We start from the raw sequence: 16,334 nt of genomic DNA on the forward strand, positions 1-16,334 counted from the left end.
GATGGTCCCATCTCGTGGTTTCCCGGTAACGTACCTGTTCGGCAGCCTTTTGAGCGCCATGCTGCTGGGATGTGCCGTCGGCCCCGATTACACGGCGCCCGGGCTCGATATGGCGCGCCTTCACAACACCGACGTGCTGGCCGGCCGGCAGACCAGCCTGCCGGCACCCAGGCTTGATCGGTGGTGGAGCGGCTTTAATGATCCCATGCTGGAGCAGATCGTCCAGCGTGCATTGGATCAGAACCTGGGGCTGCGGGCGGCGCTCGCACGGGTGGCCCAGGCTCGGGCGGCCGCGCAGGCCGCGGGTGCCCGGCTCATGCCGACAGTGGATGCCGCCGGTTCAGCGGCCAGACAGCACCAGAGCGTCAACAGCGCCTTGGGCGCGATTGCCAGCACGTTTCTCGATTACAGCCGCTCGCAGGAATCGTACAAGATTGGCGCGAGCGCTAGTTGGGAGATCGACTTGGCTGGCGGACTGATTCGCGCTCGATCTGCGGCCCGCGCGGAAGAGCGGGCGGCCGAGGCCGACCACATGGGGACACGCATCACCGTGGCCGCGGATGCCGCAGACGCCTACCTGCAGATCAGGGGACTGCAGGCCCGGCTGGCCGTAACGCAAGACCAGATCAGGACCGACGTCCATCTGCTCGAGTTGGTACAAGCGCGATTGAAGGCAGGCGCGGCCGACAGCCGTGAAGTCGCGCAAGCCGAAGCGCTCCTTCGACAGGCGCGCGCAGTGGTTCCCGTCCTTCGAATTGCCCTCGAGGCACAGCTGAACCGTCTTGACGTGTTGATGGGTGTTCAGCCCGGTACTTACGCGGCGGAACTGGCAAGCAATGGGGCCGGCGCCATACCCGAAGTTCCGGCGATCGGTGCCGGAGACCAGCCAATCGATGTGTTGCGTCGACGCCCGGACATTATCGCGGCGGAACGCCGCCTGGCCGCATCGAACGAGAATATCGGTGTCGCAATTTCAGACTACTACCCAAAAATATCCTTATCCGGGGTCTTTGGTTTCGATAGCACGTCGGCCAGGAAATTGTTCAAATCGGCAAGTGTTCAATCAGTCGGGACCGCCGGGTTCTCGTGGCGTCTATTCGACTTTGGCAAGGTGGATGCCGAGGTCAAACGGGCCGAGGGCGCCTACGCTGAAGCCCTTGCGGAATATCGGGAATCGACGCTGAAGGCAGTTCAGGACGTGGAGGATGCATTCATGACTCTCGTCCAGACCGAGTTGCGGACGGATGAATTGAAGCAAGAGGTTTTTGCGCTGACCCGAGCGAGAGACCTTTCCGAGAAGGCCTATCGTGCGGGGGCCATCGCGCTCACGGACGTGTTGGATGCCGATCGCCAACTGCTTGTTTCCCGGGATGCTCTTGATGCCTCGAAAGCAGATGCGGCGAGGGCCGCGGTTCGCGCATTCCGCGCGATGGGCGGCGGCTGGGACGCACCCCAGCCCGTTGTTCACGCCGAGGCTATCACACCACTCGGGGCGAACTGAGACGGAAGCCTATCGCACAAGCGTTGGAATCAAAGGAGCCATCTGACGATACCGTCGCCAGCCCGGCTCTGTTCTCGGCAAACGCTACATCTTTCGCAGCGTTTTGGGGCGCGATACGCGAGACATACCTTTCCTGGGTCCCTGATGTCCACACTGGAGGTCGACATGCGCAGGAACATCGAGATTCTCAAATCGATACTGTCCTTCATGCAGGATCATGAGCAGCCAACCCAGTGCTGCAAGGATATCGAGAACGGGATAGGCAAAGCACTGGGCCATGGGTGGCCCGAAGTCAGACTTCACCTGGCCTTGTTGAAAGATATGGGCCTCGTTGCCGAATGCACCTCTCCTGCGGAGTTCAGACTGACGAGCGCTGGCTACGAGGTCATTGAAAGTCCCGACCCGGTTGAGCAACTAAGGCATTGGACCACGCTGTCAATCAATCCCGACAGCGTCAAGGCGCACACCTTCGGAGAGTCGCGGCACCCGCTGCCACCGGCATTGCACAGCAGTCGGGCTGCTTCGTGAGCAGCGCTTATACGTGCGACCCGGGAATCATGGAAATCGCGTTCACTGCCCCCCAGGACAAGGCAAATCCGCTAATGCCGGAGATGGATGGGCCTTCGAGACCGCCATTACAGTCAAGACGGAAACGAAATGAAGCAATCCCCCACGATTGGCGACAGGATCAGCGACAAATCGGTACCGCCCGATGAAGATACAGTTCGGAACTGGATCGGGCAGGAGGCGTTCGAGCATTGGGCGTCGCTGCGGGGCTGGATCGAGACATCGTACCCCGGTGTGTTTGTACCGGAGTGGCTCTATGGTGGCAAAAAGCGAGGTTGGGTCCTCCGCTACAAGAAAACGAAGGCGTTCTGCACGTTGTTGCCCGGATATCGACTGCTTTCCGTCCAGGTGGTGCTGGGACGAGCGGAGCGAGAGAAGTTCGAGGAACGGCGATATTTCTGGCGCCCTCAATTGGTCAGGCTCTACGATGAAGCCCGGACATACCCCGACGGAAAGTGGCTGACTATCGCAATCTTGTCCACGGACGATCGGCAGGATCTGACGGACCTTGTCAGTATGAAGCGGCCCCCGCTGCCGCGCCGCTGAGCATCGGGAATGCCGAATCGCACATTTTCACGCCATGGCCGATGCTGGCCTCGCTGGAGTGCTTCCGTCGCGATCGGCTCATGTCGACGGCCACGCCGGCTTAATCGATATCGATCCCGTAGCAGGAGTTGCGCGACGAGGTCTAGGTTGATCGCGTTGCGTTCCGGCGCCGGGTTGCCGGCCTCTTGTCACTCGGGCCTTCTGATCATGGCCGTAGGCGTTGGACCGATGCCAGCAGGAGGGAAAGCGATGCAGCCAGAAGGACGAGATCCTTGAGAAGGAATTGGCCGGGCATGGCGGAGATGGCGGGAAATCCGCCGGCCGTCGCTTCCGCCACGCCTGGCGTGCTGAGAAGGAAGGTCAGCGTAATCAGATAGGTGGCGGCCGACATCGCGGCCCCCAAGGCGGAGAAAATGGGCTGGAATGCTCCCAGGATCAGAGCGGCCGCTGTCGATAGTTCAAGTACGCCTATGACGTAGCTCGCTCCTTGGACCCCGAAGAACGCGTGCAACCAGCTCATGATCGCGCTATTGGCCACAAACGGAGCAATCCCGTGCGCCTCGTAAGCGGTGAATTTCATGCCACCGAACCAAAGAAAGATGATGACAAGCGACCACCGGAGCATGGCGAGAGGAGACAACGGTCCAACGCCCTTTTCCGCAATTTGCAGGCATGACTGATTTGCCCGAGTAGACATGTTGGTGCTCCCTTCCGAGTTGATCGAGTCGTTAGTCATTGCTACCTTAAGCCCATGTGATCCGGATCGCGAGACTATCTTTGCGCAATAAAATGCCCATGGGAATCAAAACGAGAGGGCGCTGCGCCGCGTTACGGCGCGGCGCATCTCCCCGTGTCGCAATCGAAGTCGGGATTCGGGCATCCGGGCACCTGCGCGAGTACGCTGCGGGAGGCGGGTGAGGTCTCGTTTGGGCGGCACATCGGCACGCGAACGCTAGTGAGCCCCCTGTGCATGGCGGCGCCATTGGCCCGGCGTCATTCCCATTTTTTCAGTGAACGCACGCCGAAATGCCGCCACGGAGCGGTACCCGACCGCTTCGGCCACTGCCTCAGTGGTCGCCATCGGCTTCTTCAGCGCGTTGGCCGCCAGGCTCATCCGGATATCGGTCAGCATCTCGATGGCCGAGCGCCCCAGCTTCTCCTGAAAGTGCCGCATGAAGGTGGCCCGCGACATGCTGCACAGTCCAGCGAGATCAGGCAGGTTCCAAGCTCGCGCCGGCTCGGCGAGCATGGCCGAAATCGCTGGTGCCAGCCGCGGATGGCCCGTCAATGCCAACAAGCCTGCGGGGGCTTGTTCCGATTCGCTTGCCGCACGTAACGCGAGCGTGAACAGTGCCGAGGTGAGCGCGTTAAGAATGGCGTATCCGCCCGGCTTGTCGCACGCTGACTCCTTGCGCATCAGCGCGACGAGACTGGCCAGGTGATCCGAAGCAGGCCCGTTTCGCACTTCACTGCGGCCGTCCAGGGGCCTCACCACCAGCGTCGTCGGAAGGTAACCCCGAATCAATCGATCATGCGGTGGCCCGATGAAAAACCGTCCACATAACATGTCCAAAGCGTCACCGTCGCCATCATTCTCGTTGACCATCCATCCTGCGGCACTTTGGCGAGTGTAGACGCGCGCGGGCTGATGCCCGCTGCCATCGTGCAGGATGTGCGCCGCGCCATGAGGCAGGAGCACGATGTCTCCGCTCTTGAGCTCCGTGGCGGTCCGTGTCTCCGGGTCTTCCATAATGGCTCGCCCCGTGAGCACGACGTGATAGGGAATCTCGTGCGCGGCGGACTGGGGCCACGTCGCACGCCACGGCGCACCGTAGGTACAGCGGACCTCCAGTTGGCCGCTGATGGTGACCATCTGCAAAAGATGGCTCAGCCAATCGACTTGGGACATGGCAGGTCTTTTCGGTCGTGTTTTGCCCGTGTCCTGCTCGCGGGATGACTCTCCGAGGCGGCTCCTGGCGCGTTGCCGCAAATGACTCGGCGAATGACTCGGCGAATGACCATGGACCGATATTTTTTCAGATCAATTCCGAAATTCTGTACTAACGATATTCTGAAAGGAAGTACCAAGAATTCCGTTTCCTTGTGCACCAAGAATATTCGATGGCGTGCCAAGGGTTCATCCGAACATGCCCTGATAGGGAAGCAGGCCGTGACATGTCAACTCGACTTCACGGCTGCCGGCCAGTCATGCAGTGCTTCTCTGCATGCTGGAAGCCGCGGGGTCGCCGATAACGAAGTCGCCTGCGCGAAAGGGGCCTCGTGCGGCGATCGACAGCACCGGATGTAGAAGATGTGGGGCTCGGCAAACGCGCCTTGTGCGCGTGCCGTGCCGTCTCCCAATGGTTTCGATTTGTCCAGATGTTCGACCGTCACGCCCACGCCGTTCGAGTTGGCACCATAGGTGCCGATGGGGTGTGCTCGCTTGATGCGCTCAGTTTTCCGACTGGTATGGAACTCTGGTCCGCTGCAGGGCGCGATAAACGGAGGGAAGGACGCCATAAGCATCCTGGAACGCCTTCAGAAAGCTGCTTCGGCTGGCATATCCAACTGAACGCGCGATGTAGTCCACCGAAGATTCGCCTGCGGTCAGCAGGGAGGCAGCCTGGCGCATACGCAATCTCCGCAGGACCGCCATGGGCGACAGCCCGACGACTTCGGTGAATCGCGCCATGAAGGAAGATCTGCTCAGACACGCAATTTGAGCCAGACTGTCGACTGAATGCCGTGCTTCGGGGCGGGCCGCCATATGGGCGAAGGCTCTCGCGATGTTGGCGTCCTTCAATAGAGAAAATCGCTCGACCCATAGGCTGGTCGAGGTCAATGACCGTCGCAGCAATGCAATCAGGACAGTCTTGAGCAGTGTCGCCGTCATCGCGCCCATGCCAATTTCCTGGCTTATTAGCTCCCGCAGAACCAACTGTAGTGTGCGATCGATGTGCTGTTCGCTATCGAATTGCTCAACGATAGGGCTGCACAGCGAGGAGAACAAGTTCACAGACGTGCCGTAGGACGCCTCGAAGTAACCGCAGATCATCATCAGTTGAGGCGTGTCTTCGCCTGCCACCAACCTTCGTATCGCACCTGGGGGGAATGACTTCCAGCGCCCTTCCACTTCGTTGGCAATCCCGCTACCAGACGACCTCGCGGGTACTTCGACGCGGAAGTACTGATTCGGTGGCGTAACGACGAGAGTGTGAGGCAGGAGCTCGATGGGGGGATGTCCTTCCAGGACCATGCGGCCATGGCCCGATAGCGTGTAGTGCAGGCCCGGCGCCGAGGTGCCACCCAGGTTCAGGCGCCAACCGGGACTTACCAGGCATTCGGTCAATCGCACGAACTCCACATTGAGGGCGGATATGATCCCCTCGAGTTGAGGGGCCGATATCCGCACTACCGTTGGATCGCTACGTTGACGTGCAGCACCGTGATTCATCGGCATCCCATCGCAATCAAAGTCGACATGCTGGTAGCGATGCGATTCCAGACGTGGGGTCCCATCGACCGGCAAGACGACTCGCTCCATTGCCGAGGTTCATCACTGCATTGAGTGGCCTCGACCTTGACCGGCTCCATAAACCGCTCCTGACCGTTCAGGTCGCCGTCACTTCCAGCCCGCGCTGCACGGCCGGCCGCGCCAGGCCACGGTCGAGCCACGCCTGCACGTACCGAAAGCGGTCAAAACCGACCAGCTCGCGTGCTTCGTAAAAGCCGATCAGGTTCCGGACCCAGCCGAGCAGCGAGATATCGGCGATGCTGTAATCGGCGCCCATCACCCATTTGCGCCCTGCGAGCCGTGCATCGAGGACGCCAAGCAGCCGAGCCGATTCCGCTGCGTAGCGGTCGCGCGGCCGCTTGTCTTCGTAGTCTTTGCCGGCGAACTTGTTGAAGAAGCCAACCTGTCCGAACATCGGACCGATCCCGCCCATTTGCCACATGACCCACTGAATCGTTTCATATCGCGTATCAGGATCAGCTGAGATGAATCCGCCTGTCTTGTCGGCCAGGTAGAGCAGGATCGCGCCCGATTCGAACAATGCCAAGGGCTTGCCTGTCGGCCCGGCAGGATCGTAGATGGCGGGAATTTTTCCATTGGGATTGAGCGCGAGAAAGGCAGCGTCGTGGTTTTCGTTCGCCAGGATGTCGATTCGGTGCGGCTCGTAGGGAAGACCGGTTTCCTCCAGCATGATGCCGACCTTCACTCCATTTGGCGTCGGCAGGGAAAAGAGCTGGAGCCGGTCAGGGTATCGCGCCGGCCAGCGTGCAAAAATTGGATGATTGAGACTCATTTTTTTACCTTCGGGGCAAGGGACCATCCCAATGTTCGCCGCCCTGGCCTGCGCCGGATCAGCACGGTCGCGGGTTCACGACCTTCGCCGGGATGCAGATATGCTCCGCACCGTTGGCTCGCATCGATGGCGCGGTCCGGCAGGCCCGTAGACCGTCGATGCGAGCGGGGACCGTTCAGATCGTGCCGGCAGGGGCGACGGGGGGAAAGTCCTTCTCGGGATCGAACACGTTATTGAAGAAATTTGTCAGCGAGTACATGGCCACGAGCGCGACGATCTCCATGATGTTGGCATCGGTGTACCCTGCGTCGCGGACGATCTTCAGATCGGCATCGGAGACGTTGCCGCGGGACTCAATGACTTTGCGCGCAAACTGGACGGCAGCGTCGCGCCTGGGGTCGGTAGCCCGGCCCTTCCTGGCGAGAATGATGTCATCGGCTGGCAACTTGGCCATATGCTCGGCGGTAAAGCTGTGAACCGTCAGGCAATAGTTGCAACCATTGACCTCGGACACGGCCAGGCCGATGCTGTCACGCGTCTTGACGTCGAGCGCCTTGCTCAACGAGCCAAGCAGGCCAGCCCACGCGTTGAACGCGATCGGGCTCTGCGCGAACGTTGCCATCATGTTGGGAGTGAACCCGATATTCCGGGTGAATGCATCGAGGGTAGGTTTCGAATCGGCCGGCACGTGTTCCGGCTTCAGCGCTTCACTTCTTGCCATCGTCATCTCCATCAGTTAATGGCTTCACTAGTTTGGGAAAGTCCATCTGGAACTATCCCGCGGTTCACTTCGTGCCCACGGTTCGGGTCGAAGCTTGTCAAGCATTCAATCGCTGGCGCCTCACGGTTACCTGCCAATTGAGGGCGCGTCGGTCAATGCGGCCAACGGCGCGGAGGCCGTCTTATACGAGATCGAGTACTTCGTTCACCGCGCGACGCGGCTTCTGCGCCCAGTTTCCGGAACGCTCCAGCCCCACCGACAACAGCATGACCGGCACCTCGTTTTCGGCGAGTCCGAACTCGCGGTGGACGGCTTCCGCATCGAAGCCGATCATCGGCGTCGAACCCAGGCCCATCGAGCGGGCTGCATAGATCATCGCCGCGGCGCCGAAGGTGCCCGTGCGTACCGCCTCGTCGCGCTGGCGCTGCGGGAAGTCCCGATACAAGTTGCGTGCGGGGATTTCCCATTCGGCCACCATCGTGGCCGGCATGACGCCCGCTTCGACCAGCGGGGCGAGGCGATCGGGAATGACGCTGGAATCGGCCAACTGGCCGCAGACGATGAAGGTCACCGATGCTTCGGTGATCGCGGGCTGATTCCACGCGATGGGCAGCAGCCGTGCCTTCGCTTCCCGGGTTCGTACCGCGATGAAGCGCCAGTTCTGCAAGTGGAAGGACGTCGGCGCGCTCGTGCCGATTCGCACCAGTTCCCGGATCTGGTCGTCGCTCAGGATTGCGGCAGGGTCGTAATACTTGGCCGCGCTGCGGCTCAGAATGCATTCGATGACGGCATTGGTCATGGTAGTTCCGTTGGTCATGAGTGTTCCTATGGATGTACCGACAAGGTTGTTGGGCAGGGGCTAACGCTTCGAACGAGAAGCCGACGTTGGTACGGTCGATGGAGGTCGGGGCGAAGAGACAGGCGGCTCGGTGCAGCGTATGTGTGCTGCGTAGGGCGAGGTCCAATCTTCCTTGCCTGCGCGCCTTTATCAGCAGAGCAGAGCCGTTGTCGGACTCGATCCCGGGACATCAAGGCGTCTCATGTGCGGCTGGTTCATCAGGTGGTTAGGAGCCTTCACTCTAGGCCCGCCGCATACCGATTTCGAGACTACAAATCCTCAATAAGATGCTCAAAAGGATCAACAAGAGTCGCCCTGAATGGCCGATTGCGGAAGCCCACCGGCCATCGGCGCAAGGCTGTGTACGGCTACGCAACGCCGAGCTTCTGATAAATGGCGGCCAAAGCCAGGGATGGCCAATACTCCGACGCCGGTCAGGCCGTAATGCAAACCGGCAATGTCGCAAGCGACAAAGTCAATTCCCCCTCCGCTCCGTATGTCCCAGAGGTGAAATGGGCCACACCGATCTCGAGCACAGCCAGCAAAGGATCCTTGCGCAAATTGGACGGTTCGAACATCTGGACCATGTCGATGGTGACGCCGACCGAGGGCGACGCTCGCCGGATACAGCCTGCATGCCGCAAGCCATCCTGGTTTTCCTTGGCTTTGCGGTCTTGCTGGCCGCCTATACGAGATCGAGCACCTCGGTCACTGGACGACGCGGCTTCTGCGGCCAGTTCCCCGGGCGCTCCAGCCCTACCGACAACAGCATGACTGGCACTTCGTTCCCGGCGAGCCCGAACTCCCGGTGGACGGCTTCGGCATCGAAGCCGATCATCGGCGTCGAACCCAGGCCCATCGAGCAGGCTGCATAGATCATCGCCGCGGCGCCGAAGGTGCCCGTGCGTACCGCCTCGTCGCGCTGGCGCTGCGGGAAGTCCTGATACAAGTTGCGTGCGGGGATTTCCCATTCGGCCACCATCGTGGCCGGCATGACGCCCGCTTCGACCAGCGGGGCGAGGCGGTCGGGAATGACGCTGGAATCGGCCAACTGGCCGCAGACGATGAAGGTCACCGATGCTTCGGTGATCGCGGGCTGATTCCACGCGAGGGGCAGCAGCCGTGCCTTCGCGTCCCGGGTTCGTACCGCGATGAAGCGCCAGTTCTGCAAGTGGAAGGACGTCGGCGCGCTCGTGCCGATTCGCACCAGTTCCCGGATCTGGTCGTCGCTCAGGATTGCGGCAGGGTCGTAATACTTGGCCGCGCTGCGGCTCAGAATGCATTCGATGACGGCATTGGTCATGGTAGTTCTGTGGCTCCTCGTCTTTCCTGTGGGTGAGGGGATAGATCGGCTACAAAAAGAGTGCTTCCGCTCCATGCAGAGCTGCAGTCATTCGACGTGTCAGGTTCATTTGCCTCCCTTGCGCGATTCGGATTCAAAATTCTGTACCGCTGTCGGCACAAATTGAAGGGCCAAGATTGCTCATTGTTGTGTGCACCAAGACTGCGGACCGCGTGATGGCGGCTCGTGCCATCCGGACACGGCACATGGCTGTTGGCGGCGAGCGAGTACCTCCGACCTTCCGTGGTCGGATGAATGTCGATGGGGCCGTGATGTCGGGCCGGCGCACTGCGGCCAGTGGCGATCGTCTATCGAGACAGGAACGCGAAGATGAGCCGCCCGTTACGCCGTGCGATGCCGGTCGATGATGTCGAACAATCGACGGCACGACGCCGCCACGTATGGCTCCGGCGCCGTGGCGACCCCGAGCAACAGTCCCGGAAATGCCCGGGCGGGAGTCGCGAACCATCTGGACAACGGCGATGGCGCCATGCCAATGGTCATCGCCTCCCGAGCGATCTGGATGTCGGACGCACCGTCGGGAAGCCTGAGAAGGATGGCCAGACCGGCCTTGATCCACTCGGCATCGCGCGTCCGCAATTGCTCGCATAGCGCGTCGCGCTGGGCGGAATAAAGACGCTTGAGCCGACGTAGGCGTCGCATGTATTGACCGTCACGGATGAACTGTGCGGTGGCCAGTTGAACCAGTGGAGAAGGGGCGGGAGAAAGCGTCGCCGCTACCTCGGAGAACGAGACAACCAGTTCGGGCGGCGCCACCACGAATCCAAGTCGAAGGCCCGGGTTGATCGTCTTGCTGAACGTACCGATGTGGATAACCCGATTGCCCGCGTCCAGCGACGCCAGGGCGGGTGCTGCCCGACCCTCAAGTTGAAGCTCGCCGAGGTAGTCGTCTTCGATGATCCATGCGCGGCGTGAGACGGCCCATTCAAGCAGCTGGAGCCGTCGCCTCAAGGACAGAGTCGAACCCAGGGGGGCTTGTTGACCGGGCGTTACCACGGCCAACGCAGCGTCCTCGGCCTGCTGGATTCCGTGGTCCACGTCGATGCCCTCCGCATCTACCGGGACTGGCACGACATGCAAACAAGCAAACTCCAGGCCTTTCCGTGTAAGCAGGAAACCCGGGTCCTCCATCCAGACCTTTTTGCCTTCCAGGCCCAATACTCGCAATGCAAGCCCGAGGCCGGAGCTGTATCCCGACGTGATAAACACTTGTTCCGGGAGGCAGTGGAAGTGTCTGGAGATGGAGAGATAGCGTGCGATTTCCTGGCGCAGCCTCAACTCGCCTCTGGGATCGGGATAAGTCAGCGACAGGAACGGTCCCGTCTTCAATAAATTGCAAGACCGTGCCCTCGCGAAAAGCTTCTCCGGTGGACCATCGAACACTGGAACGCCGAGTTGGAAGATCGCCGGCCCAACGTTCATCTCCTCAATGATCTTCATGAAACCTTCCGGCTCCGGCACGTCCCCTCGAGCCATGACCGCGCGCGGCCGCCGTGCCACGCGGGTGCCCCTTGCTCCGGATGCTTCGATCAATTGGGAGTCGGCCAACTGTTCATACGCGGCCCGCACTGTACCGCGCGCGACTCCAAGCTGTGTAGCCAGGCAGCGCCATGATGGCAAGCGGGTGCCAGGCAACAACAAGCCCGAATCTATCGCCCTGACAATATTCAAACGGATTTGTTCAGACAGGGATAACTTCGCTTTGCGGTCGATGTGAATCTGCAGACTTGATCCATCGGTGTAGGATGAGTCGCTCACTGTGGCGCTCCTTTCGCGGCTCTGCCGTTGGCGGACTCGCGGCACGCGTCCAGTCATGGCCGACGCATACCTTGTCCCTTCTGTTGGGAGAAGAGTGGGCGCTTAGCGTAACGTTGCCCGCGTATTCGAGGGGCTCAAAAGTGTTCTGATTCGTCCAAATGTCCGGGCGACAACCGCGCCGTTCAAGTCGGCGCCATGATCGGTCACATGCTGGAACAGACCCGGCTCGATTTCGTCTTACGTCCGCCATGGACGGAAATGAGCGGCATTCCGGGAGCTCGCGCGAGCAGTGACTCGTGTGATGGCTTGACCGTGCGCGGGCGTCGCACGACACAATCGCGCCGGACGCTCACACCGTTTCCGTCTCCCCCGCCGGCTTCAACGCATCCTCCGCCGGCGTCCCCATGCTGGTATCCGGCGCCTGGCCGACCACTTCACAGGCGGGTGGCGCGGCTGGCAGTATCTGGCTGGCGCGCCAGTTTCCGAAGTGGTAGTACGCGGCCGCCAGCGCGATCGACACCACCGAGCCAAGCGGAAAGCTCCACCACACCGCGTCAGCGCCCATCGTGCGGCCGAGCCACCAGGCGAACGGCAGGCGCACCACCCACATCGACACGAACAGCACCGCCAGCGGCGCCATCACCGCGCCGGTTGCGCGGACCGTGCCGAACAGCACGATGGTGAAGCCGAACAGGATGAACGACCACAGCACGATCGCATTGATGTGCTGGGCAATCTCGATCGCGCCGCCGTCGTCCGGCAGGAACAGGCCCAGCGAATGCCGGTTGAACAGATAGACCAGCCCCACCAGCGCCCCCGTCATCGTCAGATTGAACGCCAGTCCCATGCCCGTGATGCGGGAGACGCGGTCCCAGCGGCCGGCGCCGACGTTCTGCGCGACCATCGACGAGACGCTGGCGCCCACGGCTAGCGCAGGCATCTGCACGTAGGTCCATAGCTGCGAGGCGACGCCGTACGCGGCCGCGGTCTGCGAGCCGTACTGGTTGACCAGCGCCATCATCACGAGCGCGGACGACGAGATCACGACCATCTGCAGGCCCATCGGCAGTCCCTTGGCCACCAGCGCGCGCAGGATGCCGAGGTCGGGGCGTAGATAGCGCAACTGGCCCCGATGCAGCGTCAGGAAATGCTTGCGGCGATAGAGCAGCCACATCATTGCCGCCAGGCTGACCAGCTGCGCGATCAGCGTCGCCAGCGCGGAGCCGGCGATGTCCATGCGCGGAATCGGTCCAAGGCCGAAGATCAGCAGCGGGTTCAGCGCGACGTCGAGCACCACCGACAACAGCATGAAATAGAACGGCGTGCGCGAGTCGCCGGCCCCGCGCAGCGTCATCATCACGAAGTTGTAGAAGTACATGAAGGGCAGCGCCAGGAAGATGATTCGCAGATAGCGGATCGCCAGCGGCCGCGCATCGGCAGGCGTGCCCATCGCGCCGAGGATGTCCGGCGTGAACAGATAGCCCAGCGCCGCGGCGATGACCGACAGCAGCACGAAGAACGTGGTGCTGGTGCCGACCACGCGCCGGGCCTCGTCGAGGTCGCGCGCGCCGACCGCCTGTCCGATCATGATGGTGTTGGCCATGCTGATGCCGAACACCACGCCGAGCAGGAAGAACAGCACGATGTTGGCGTTCGACGTCGCCGTCAGCGCCGCCTCGCCGAGATAGTGGCCGACCCAGATCGAATTGATCGAGGCGTTCAGCGATTGCAGGATGTTGCTGCCGAGCACCGGCAGCGAGAACAGCAGCAGGGTGCGGCCGATCGGGCCGGTCACGAGTCTGGCGTCGGGCTTCATTGTTATTGGTCGGTGAGCCGCAGGGGCGGGAGCCGGGGAGCGAGTTCGTATAGTATTCCCGCTGGACCGAAACGGTAGTCGGCGGCAGACCGACACCGGCCCGCCCTCGACCGACATCCCGTCCCTCCATGATCCCGCCGACCCGCTCCGCAAGCGCCGTCCCCGCATGGCTGAAGGCCGCGCCTGCGCTGTTCCTGCTGCTGTGGTCGAGCGGCTTCGTCTTCCTCAAGCTCGGCCTGGCCTACGCCGATCCGCTAACCTTCCTCGCCTTGCGCTACGCCTGCGTGGTCGCGCTGCTGGTGCTGCCGTGGCTGTGGGTGCGGCCCGCCCTGCCGGCCACGTGGGCGGCATGGGGCCATCTGGCGATGGTCGGCCTGCTGCTGCAGGCCGGCTATTTCTCGTTCACCTATCTGAGCCTTAAGTACGGCCTGTCTTCGGGCGCGGTGGCGCTGATCACCTCGCAGCAACCCATTCTCGTCGGGCTGCTTGCCCCGGCGATCGCCGGCGAACGGGTCGGGCGTGTGCGGTGGATCGGCCTGCTGCTGGGCGCGAGCGGCGCCGCGATGGTGATTCTGGCGACCTCGTCGATCGACCTGTCGTCGCGGCTGGCGCTGCTGTTCGCCGTGCTGGCCTTGCTGGTGATGACCGCCGGCACGCTGTGGGAGAAGCGCTTCGGCCGGGACACCCATCCGCTGACGGCCAATCTGGTGCAATACGGCGTCGGGCTGGCGGTGACCGCGCCGCTGGCGTGGTGGCTCGAACCGATGCGGGTGCAATGGACGCCGGCGCTGTTCGGATCGCTGACCTATCTGGTCGTCGCCAACTCGATCGTCGCGATGACGCTGCTGCTGGCGATGGTCCGCCACGGCGAGGCTTCGCGCGTCTCGGCGCTGTTCTTCCTGGTGCCGCCCACCACCGCGCTGATCGCCTGGGCGGTGCTGGGCGAGACCATCCCGCTGGCGGCATGGCCCGGCATGGCGATCGCCGCCGCCGGGTTGTATCTGGTGATGCGGCGACGGAGCTGACGCGTCCGCGCCCACTGCAAGGAGTCCCCTTTGTCGAAGCCATCGATGCGTACCGTCCTTCCGCTGGCCACCATCACGGCGGCCAGCATGCTGACGATGGACCTGTACCTGCCCGCCGTGCCGACGATGCAGCGCGACCTCGGCATCACGGTGGCGCAAGGGCAGTTGACCATCGCGATCTTCCTGCTGGGCCTGGCCGCCTCGCAATTGGTCTGGGGCGAGATGCTGCACCGGATCGGCCCGCGGCGCTGCGTGCAAACGGGACTGCTGGTCCTGATCCTGACCAGCTTCGGTTGTGCGCTGGCGCCCGATCTGACGATGCTGCTCGGCTTGCGCCTGGTCCAGGGCATCGCCGCGGGGGCCGCGACGGTGGTCGTGCCGACCGTCGTTCGCGCGACGCTGCCTGAACAGGACGGCGTGCGGGGCATCGCCGCGATCGCGATGATCGAGGCGATCGTGCCCGCTGCCGGGCCGGTCCTCGGCACCGCGCTGCTGCTGATCGCGGATTGGCGCACGACCTTCGCCATCATCGGGCTCGTCGCGCTGGTGACCGCTCCGTTCGCACTGCGGGCTACGCCCGGGGCGCTGCCGGGAACGGAGGATGAGGCGGGGCGAGTCGGCTATCGTGCGCTGCTGCGCAATTGGCATTTCGTCGGACTGGCGCTGGCCCATTCGCTGTCGTTCGGCGCGTTGATCGCCTTCGTCGCCAGCGCGCCGCAAGTCCTTCCGGCGATCGCCGGCACCGGCCAGAGCGGCTTTGCGCTGGCTCAGGTCTGCGGCGTGGCAGGGTTCATCGTCGCGGCCAGCCAGGCCGGCCGGATCAGCAGCCGGCTGGGCCCGCGCCATGCGATCCAGCTGGGCGCGCTGCTGCACGGGCTGCTTTGCACCGCGCTGTGTATCGCATGGTGGAGCGCAAGCCTGTCGTTCCCGTGGGTGCTGGGCTTCTGGGCCGCCTTCTGCGCCGTGCTTGGGGTGCGTGGCCCGACCGCATTCAGCGAGGCGCTGGCCGTCCCGCAGGCGCAGCTCAGCCGTGCCTCCGCCGTGATGGTGCTGGCGCTGCTGGCAGCCGGTGCCGTCGCGACGCAGGCAACGGCGCCGTTCCTGCCCACCGGCCAGCTTGGCGCCGTCGCGTTGACGATGACGGTGCTCAGCTGGGCCAGCTATGCGCTGGTGGCGCGCTATCCGGTGAAGCAGGCATCGGTTCGCCAGACCGCCGGCTAGAGGACGAGGTCGGCGTCAGCGGGGCGGGGCGGCGCGCGGGCGCTGCAGCCCGACCACGCTCCAGTGCACGTCGGCGCGCCCTTGCGCGTCGTCGCGCCGGGCGCAGTGGCATTGGACCAATCCATGCTCACGTCCCAGCGCAATGGTTTCATCGGCGGACACCTCGAACATGCGGCGCCCCGCCGGCACCGGCCCGTGCCGCAACGACAGGATCGCGATGCCGCCTGGCGCAAGCAGCGCGGCCAATGCGGCCATGCCTTCGGCCCGTTCCGCCTGGTCCAGATGCATCCATACCGCGCTGAGCAGAATCAGGTCATGGCGGCCGCCCTCGGCGCGCAGGATCCGCAGCGCCGGCAGCGAGTCGTCGACCCAGCGGATCGGCAGCCCGGCGTGCAGGCGCTCGCCCTCCTTGCGCAGCGCGTCGGTGGGCTCGACCGCGACCACGCGATAGCCCCGCCGTGCCAGCGCGGCGGCATCGCGCCCCGATCCCGCGCCGATATCGACGACGTTGGCTGGCACTGCCGGCAGCAGATGCAGCACGTCGTGATGGACCTGTTCGAATTGCAGGCGCTCGTACCGCTGCGCCAGCTCGCCCGCCTCCTCTTCGTAGCCGGCGCTTCCCGGCACGGCATTGGCCATCTCGTCCCCTTGTTGTCGAAGGCGTCGCGTTC

At 63.1% G+C, this 16,334-nt stretch carries 15 protein-coding genes; 5 read left to right on the forward strand and 10 right to left on the reverse strand.

The window, feature by feature from the left end:
• The first annotated feature begins 1 nt into the window (after position 1).
• From M1D55_RS00975 to M1D55_RS00985, 3 genes are all read left to right on the forward strand, one after another.
• Complete coding sequence (locus tag M1D55_RS00975) at positions 2-1,501, forward strand: efflux transporter outer membrane subunit (protein ID WP_456281346.1); 1,500 nt, start codon at positions 2-4, stop codon at positions 1,499-1,501.
• 165 nt (positions 1,502-1,666) lie between these two features.
• The gene (locus M1D55_RS00980) at positions 1,667-2,029 is read left to right on the forward strand and encodes a hypothetical protein (protein WP_456280840.1); all 363 of its coding nucleotides are present in this window, start codon (positions 1,667-1,669) and stop codon (positions 2,027-2,029) included.
• Positions 2,030-2,158: 129 nt separating this feature from the next.
• Complete coding sequence (locus tag M1D55_RS00985; RefSeq protein WP_456280841.1) at positions 2,159-2,614, forward strand: DUF3788 domain-containing protein; 456 nt, start codon at positions 2,159-2,161, stop codon at positions 2,612-2,614.
• 205 nt (positions 2,615-2,819) lie between these two features.
• Here M1D55_RS00985 and M1D55_RS00990 read toward each other — a convergent pair whose 3' ends face one another.
• The 9 genes from M1D55_RS00990 to M1D55_RS01030 form a co-directional block, all read right to left on the reverse strand.
• The gene (locus M1D55_RS00990) at positions 2,820-3,311 is read right to left on the reverse strand and encodes a YkgB family protein (RefSeq protein ID WP_456281347.1); all 492 of its coding nucleotides are present in this window, start codon (positions 3,309-3,311) and stop codon (positions 2,820-2,822) included.
• A 255-nt stretch (positions 3,312-3,566) separates the two neighbouring features.
• On the reverse strand, positions 3,567-4,523 hold the full coding sequence (locus tag M1D55_RS00995; protein ID WP_456280842.1) for a cupin domain-containing protein: 957 nt from the start codon (positions 4,521-4,523) through the stop codon (positions 3,567-3,569).
• Between the two features lie 543 nt (positions 4,524-5,066).
• On the reverse strand, positions 5,067-6,158 hold the full coding sequence (locus tag M1D55_RS01000) for a helix-turn-helix domain-containing protein (RefSeq protein ID WP_456280843.1): 1,092 nt from the start codon (positions 6,156-6,158) through the stop codon (positions 5,067-5,069).
• Positions 6,159-6,225: 67 nt separating this feature from the next.
• A complete protein-coding gene (locus M1D55_RS01005; protein ID WP_456280844.1) occupies positions 6,226-6,921 on the reverse strand; it encodes a glutathione S-transferase N-terminal domain-containing protein in 696 nt (231 codons plus the stop codon).
• Between the two features lie 175 nt (positions 6,922-7,096).
• A complete protein-coding gene (locus M1D55_RS01010) occupies positions 7,097-7,642 on the reverse strand; it encodes a carboxymuconolactone decarboxylase family protein (RefSeq protein ID WP_456280845.1) in 546 nt (181 codons plus the stop codon).
• A gap of 181 nt (positions 7,643-7,823) precedes the next feature.
• Complete coding sequence (locus M1D55_RS01015; RefSeq protein ID WP_456280846.1) at positions 7,824-8,459, reverse strand: nitroreductase family protein; 636 nt, start codon at positions 8,457-8,459, stop codon at positions 7,824-7,826.
• Positions 8,460-9,165: 706 nt separating this feature from the next.
• Positions 9,166-9,783 carry a nitroreductase family protein gene (locus M1D55_RS01020; RefSeq protein WP_456280847.1) on the reverse strand — a complete coding sequence of 206 codons (618 nt, stop codon included), beginning with the start codon at positions 9,781-9,783 and terminating at the stop codon, positions 9,166-9,168.
• A 381-nt stretch (positions 9,784-10,164) separates the two neighbouring features.
• Entirely contained in the window at positions 10,165-11,601 is a 1,437-nt protein-coding gene (gene pdxR, locus M1D55_RS01025; RefSeq protein WP_456280848.1) for a MocR-like pyridoxine biosynthesis transcription factor PdxR, read from the reverse strand.
• A gap of 349 nt (positions 11,602-11,950) precedes the next feature.
• Complete coding sequence (locus tag M1D55_RS01030; RefSeq protein WP_456280849.1) at positions 11,951-13,417, reverse strand: MATE family efflux transporter; 1,467 nt, start codon at positions 13,415-13,417, stop codon at positions 11,951-11,953.
• A gap of 128 nt (positions 13,418-13,545) precedes the next feature.
• Between M1D55_RS01030 and M1D55_RS01035 the strand changes: the two genes are divergently transcribed.
• Both M1D55_RS01035 and M1D55_RS01040 read left to right on the forward strand, forming a co-directional pair.
• A complete protein-coding gene (locus tag M1D55_RS01035) occupies positions 13,546-14,442 on the forward strand; it encodes a DMT family transporter (protein WP_232205472.1) in 897 nt (298 codons plus the stop codon).
• Between the two features lie 45 nt (positions 14,443-14,487).
• Complete coding sequence (locus M1D55_RS01040) at positions 14,488-15,663, forward strand: MFS transporter (protein ID WP_456280850.1); 1,176 nt, start codon at positions 14,488-14,490, stop codon at positions 15,661-15,663.
• Positions 15,664-15,678: 15 nt separating this feature from the next.
• Here M1D55_RS01040 and M1D55_RS01045 read toward each other — a convergent pair whose 3' ends face one another.
• Positions 15,679-16,302 carry a class I SAM-dependent methyltransferase gene (locus tag M1D55_RS01045; RefSeq protein WP_456280851.1) on the reverse strand — a complete coding sequence of 208 codons (624 nt, stop codon included), beginning with the start codon at positions 16,300-16,302 and terminating at the stop codon, positions 15,679-15,681.
• Positions 16,303-16,334: the final 32 nt, after the last annotated feature.

This window comes from Cupriavidus sp. JZ107 (genome assembly GCF_053903255.1).

Coding starts and splice junctions, on each gene's coding strand:
- M1D55_RS00990 (WP_456281347.1), bottom strand. CDS start 3,311: ATGTCTACTCGGGCAAATCAGTCATGCCTGCAAATTGCGGAAAAGGGC.
- M1D55_RS00975 (WP_456281346.1), top strand. CDS start 2: ATGGTCCCATCTCGTGGTTTCCCGGTAACGTACCTGTTCGGCAGCCTT.
- M1D55_RS00995 (WP_456280842.1), bottom strand. CDS start 4,523: ATGTCCCAAGTCGATTGGCTGAGCCATCTTTTGCAGATGGTCACCATC.
- M1D55_RS00980 (WP_456280840.1), top strand. CDS start 1,667: ATGCGCAGGAACATCGAGATTCTCAAATCGATACTGTCCTTCATGCAG.
- M1D55_RS01045 (WP_456280851.1), bottom strand. CDS start 16,302: ATGGCCAATGCCGTGCCGGGAAGCGCCGGCTACGAAGAGGAGGCGGGC.
- M1D55_RS01030 (WP_456280849.1), bottom strand. CDS start 13,417: ATGAAGCCCGACGCCAGACTCGTGACCGGCCCGATCGGCCGCACCCTG.
- M1D55_RS00985 (WP_456280841.1), top strand. CDS start 2,159: ATGAAGCAATCCCCCACGATTGGCGACAGGATCAGCGACAAATCGGTA.
- M1D55_RS01035 (WP_232205472.1), top strand. CDS start 13,546: ATGATCCCGCCGACCCGCTCCGCAAGCGCCGTCCCCGCATGGCTGAAG.
- M1D55_RS01000 (WP_456280843.1), bottom strand. CDS start 6,158: ATGGAGCGAGTCGTCTTGCCGGTCGATGGGACCCCACGTCTGGAATCG.
- M1D55_RS01020 (WP_456280847.1), bottom strand. CDS start 9,783: ATGACCAATGCCGTCATCGAATGCATTCTGAGCCGCAGCGCGGCCAAG.
- M1D55_RS01040 (WP_456280850.1), top strand. CDS start 14,488: ATGCGTACCGTCCTTCCGCTGGCCACCATCACGGCGGCCAGCATGCTG.
- M1D55_RS01015 (WP_456280846.1), bottom strand. CDS start 8,459: ATGACCAACGGAACTACCATGACCAATGCCGTCATCGAATGCATTCTG.
- M1D55_RS01010 (WP_456280845.1), bottom strand. CDS start 7,642: ATGGCAAGAAGTGAAGCGCTGAAGCCGGAACACGTGCCGGCCGATTCG.
- M1D55_RS01005 (WP_456280844.1), bottom strand. CDS start 6,921: ATGAGTCTCAATCATCCAATTTTTGCACGCTGGCCGGCGCGATACCCT.